This window comes from Desulfoplanes sp., assembly GCF_054921335.1.
Window position 1 is genome coordinate 1 of the sequence record NZ_JBUDSQ010000151.1, and the last position, 3,426, is coordinate 3,426.

Genomic DNA, 3,426 nt, shown 5'->3' on the forward strand with positions numbered 1-3,426 from the left:
TGAAGGGTGAGTTCTGAAGGAATGGAAGAATATTTAACGTGCCTTGATGCTCAGCTGGTTGCATACAGTTTCAAAGACATATTCGGCAACAATTTGAAATTTTTTGGTATCTGCAATGCTCGGATTACCTTCCGGGAGAAGGCCTAGTTCGCCTGGATAACGTGCATCAATGTACAGGTCATCAAGAATAATCAGCAAATCGTTATCGAATTCGAAATCAACATCAGCCAGCGCGAAGAATGACTGGAGTTTATGGTTTTCGGAACCCTGAGGTTTTTGGATTCGAGCAATCCTTTGATCGTTTTTTCAATGGTCTGCTGAGCATGAAATGCAACGATAGGGGTGAGGTGCTCCTTGTCGATAAGGTAATGAATACTGGCCAAGTCGAGTTGGGCCGATTTGAGCCATTCGGTGACGATTTCTTCGTTCATATCAGCCTAATACCTTTTTCGGTTATTTCCCTGGCGAACGAGCTGTTCAGGTTGATGAACTTGGTGTGCATCTTTTGGGTATGTGTAATGATATCGATCGGAATCGTTTTTTGAAGATCGCTGAGAGCCCGTGACACTTTCAGGCGAACCTGGGTTTTTTCTTGGAAGTTTTTTGGGATGAAATCGTCATTTGTTACCACATAAAGATCCAAGTCACTTGCTTCATTCGCGGTTCCATAGGCATAACTTCCGAAAAGAATGACCTTTTCCGGATTTATGCCCTTGAGACGTTCGATAATTTGTTGTTTCAACAGTTCAATATCTTTCATAATCGGTTCGTCTACTATAAATAACTTGAGCGCCAATGGGGAATGAGTCTGGAATTCCGGTTTGATAGTCGGTCGTGAGTCGAGAGTCAGGTGAAATGTATTGACGGAGACATTTCGTTAGCAGCTATCTGCCAAGGATTCAATGATTTTTCTCGCGCAGAGGCGCAGAGACGCGGAGAAAGGCATTTTGGGGAACGCTTTGCGTTCTGGGGGAATGGGGTGATGCGAGGTGCAGGTATCTGGATTCATTCATTATTACACTGTGTCTTTGGTCTTTTCTTTGCGCCCCGGCGTCTCAGCGCGATAGAGCTTTTTTCTTTTTTTCTCGCGCGGAGGCGCAGAGGCGCGGAGAAAGGCATTTTTTGGGAACGCTTTGCGTTCTAAGAGGACAGGGGTAGGAATTGTGCATTCGCAATGACCACTGCCTTAAACGTCCTTGCCTTTCAATTTTTTCTCTGCGTCCCTGCGCCTCTGCGCGACACCGTCTTTGTCCTTGCCCTTTACTCCTCAAGCCCATTGACGCAGCGGGTGATGCCTTTTTTCATCAAGGCTTCGCCGAAGTTGAGCAGGTAGCCGAGTTTGCAGCCCGAGAGGCGGAGGTAGGTCTGGACCTGTTTCTTGTAGGCCGGAGTGATCTTTTCCACGGATTTGAGTTCGAGGATGACCTTCTCGTTGACGACGATATCCGCCCTGAACCCCTCGGTAAAGGTCATGCCCTTGTACTCGATGGAAATGGGAACCTGACGTTTTATTGACAGCCCCCGAGAGGTCATTTCATGGGCCAGGGCGACCTCATAGACCGTCTCCAAAAGACCCGGGCCCAATTCCTTATGAACGGTGATGGCGGCATCGATGACTTCGGTGCCTATTTCGTTTTCGGTCATGGTTGGTACCTGTTTTTTCTCTGCGTCCCAGCGTCTCAGGGCGATACTGCCTTTTTCTTTTTTTCTCGCGCAGAGGCGCGGAGGCGCGGAGAAGGCATATTCTTAGAACGCGTTGCGTTCCAAGGTGGAAGGGGGGGGAAGTATTGGTAATGACCACTGGCTTAAACGCCCTTTTCTTTCAATCTTTTCTCTGCGTCCCGGCGTCTCTGCGCGAGAACCGTCTTTGTCCGTGTCCGTCACTCATGAAGCCTATCGGCAATGAAGGAGATGCCTTTATGCATCACTTCGGTCGTTATCTTCGTGAACCTACGTTTAAGCTCGAGTAGGGTATTTCTACCAATAACCTGCAGGTATTTGGATAATATCGTCAGTCAGGTACTCGGCCTTGTCTGCAGTGTTTATCACGATTCCCAGCGGCGCTTTGGTGTCGGTCATGAAGTTTTTGAGTCCGGCAAGTTTGCGGTGATCAATCTTGTGACCCAGTTTGATCTCTATGGGAAGTAGACCGAAATGTCCCTCAATCACCAAGTCTACCTCTGATTTGTCCTTTGTTCGATAAAAGTAATGGTCAAGGCCCGAGGTCAGGGTTGATTGAAATCCCCGAATGACCTCTTCTATCATAAACGATTCAAAAGAGGGGCCAGCTGCGGGATGGACCAGCAGCTTATCTGTTTCCGTCAGTTTAAGCAGGTGGTGCAGGATGCCGGAGTCCCGAAAAAAGCCTTTGGGCATCTTCTGGATTTTTTTCAAACTGTTTTTTTCGAAACTTCGGAGGTTTCTCCAGACAAAGGTATTGTGCAGGATTTCCAGGTAGTGTTTGACTGTGGGGGAACTGATCTCAACGGCCCTGGAAAGCTCTGATTGATTCAGAATGTGGCCGGAATGAAAGGACAATGCCTGGATGAAGAGTTTAAAGGCGTGTCGATTCAGTCCGGGAAAAAGCTGGCTTATATCCCGATCCATGTATTGGGCGAAATAATTGTCCATCCACAGCCCATGAAATTCGGGAAAAGGGTGTTGCTTGATTCGGGGTTCCGGATAGCCGCCCCAAAGCCACTGCTCATGGATTTGATCGATGGTCAGGCTTGGTGGGTGCTCGAGCACCGACTCCAGATCCTTTTTTCCCGTGAGTGCTGCATATAGCCCGGACAGCGGGCGATCATACAATTCACCGGCCTTGAAAGGCCATAATTCCACACATGCCATGCGACCGGCCAGACTTTCAGCCAACCCCTTGACTATGTCGGGTGAACTCGAACCTGTCAGCAGATAGCGGCCCGATGCCGAGCGGTCAGCGTCGATTGCTGACCGTAAAATGCCGAACAGTTTCGGATACTGCTGGGCCTCGTCGATGATGGTCTTTTCCGGTCTGCGTCTGAAAAATCCCTGTGGATCGCTGGTGATGAGCTGGTAATCATCCGGTCGTTCCAGATCATAATAGTTCCAGTCCGGACGAAGATTTTTGACCAGTGTTGATTTGCCGCACTGTCTGGGGCCTAGAACAGCCACAAGCGGAAACATCCCCAGCAGGGAGTTGATCTTAGGGGCTAAAAATCTTTTTTTGTCCATAATATTTAAACACTATGTTTAAAAAATACGGGTGTCAACGGGGAGGTGTGGTCTAATGAGGCTGCTTTTGCGGGAGAATGTTTTTTTCTCGCGCAGGGGCGCGGAGAAAGGCATTTTGGGGGACGCTCTGCGTTCTGAGAAGCATGGGTAGGGGGCAAGGATTGGCTCATGCACATAGGCCTGGAGGCTGGATGTCCTTGTCTTTCAATCTTT

Annotated in this window: 4 protein-coding genes; all 4 read right to left on the reverse strand. The window is 48.8% G+C overall.

Translation table 11 applies throughout. The features are described 5' to 3' along the window. Positions 1-191 precede the first annotated feature (191 nt). Positions 192-431, reverse strand: a complete 240-nt coding sequence (locus ACY692_RS14635) for a HEPN domain-containing protein (RefSeq protein WP_462326117.1) — start codon at positions 429-431, stop codon at positions 192-194. Further along, on the reverse strand, positions 428-760 hold the full coding sequence (locus ACY692_RS14640; RefSeq protein ID WP_462326118.1) for a nucleotidyltransferase domain-containing protein: 333 nt from the start codon (positions 758-760) through the stop codon (positions 428-430). The genes ACY692_RS14635 and ACY692_RS14640 overlap by 4 nt, the downstream gene beginning before the upstream one ends. A 500-nt stretch (positions 761-1,260) precedes the next feature. Next, positions 1,261-1,644, reverse strand: coding sequence for a GxxExxY protein (locus tag ACY692_RS14645; protein WP_462326119.1), 384 nt, complete (start codon positions 1,642-1,644; stop codon positions 1,261-1,263). Between the two features lie 333 nt (positions 1,645-1,977). Beyond that, positions 1,978-3,153, reverse strand: coding sequence for an ATP-binding protein (locus tag ACY692_RS14650; protein ID WP_462326120.1), 1,176 nt, complete (start codon positions 3,151-3,153; stop codon positions 1,978-1,980). Between the last annotated feature and the right edge of the window lie 273 nt (positions 3,154-3,426).